The organism is Neisseria mucosa (assembly GCF_003044445.1).
GTDB classification, from domain to species: domain Bacteria; phylum Pseudomonadota; class Gammaproteobacteria; order Burkholderiales; family Neisseriaceae; genus Neisseria; species Neisseria mucosa_A.
This window is the reverse complement of the sequence record NZ_POWX01000046.1, coordinates 1-627: the sequence shown is the minus strand read 5'-3', so window position 1 is coordinate 627 and position 627 is coordinate 1. Positions and strand designations below refer to the sequence as shown.

Genomic DNA, 627 nt, shown 5'->3' with positions numbered 1-627 from the left:
AGCCAAAAGCGGACCGAAAAGGACAAAGCCAAACCGTCCAAACACTGAGGGCGCAACACCCGCTCAAATACCTGCTGCACATCGCAAACCTGCCCAAAAGCAGCTTTTACTACCACCACCAAGACCGACCCGATCCCGATGAAGCCGACAAAGCCCTCCTTGTCGAAACCTACCGGCGGCATAAAGGACGCTACGGGCAAAGGCGCATTGCCGCAGCATTGGATTGGAACCGCAAAAAAGCAGCTCGGTTGATGAAACAGATGGGGCTGAAAGCCAAAATACGGGTAAAAAAAGCCTACCGCCATCCCGCCATGGGCGAAATATCGGAACACCTCCTCAAACGCCGGTTCAAAGCCCGAAAGCCCAACGAAAAATGGCTGACCGACGTTACCGAACTCAAAGGGAAGGACGGCAAACTGTACCTCTCGCCGATATTGGACTTGTTCAACCGCGAGATCGTCGCCTACGCCATGAGCCGCAATGCCAACAGCGAAATGGTGAAGGAAATGCTCGAAAAAGCCGCACCCCGGCTGACTGATAAAGGAACGATGCTTCATTCGGACCAAGGTGTGCTGTACCGTACGGCGGAATATAGGAAATTGATTGCAAAACATTCCATGGTTCAAA

Annotated in this window: 1 protein-coding gene; it reads left to right on the top strand. The window is 52.6% G+C overall.

Annotated elements, in window-relative coordinates; genetic code table 11:
- Window positions 1-627: IS3 family transposase (locus DBY90_RS12460; protein WP_107987343.1), on the top strand; the 627-nt coding region annotated here is incomplete at both ends.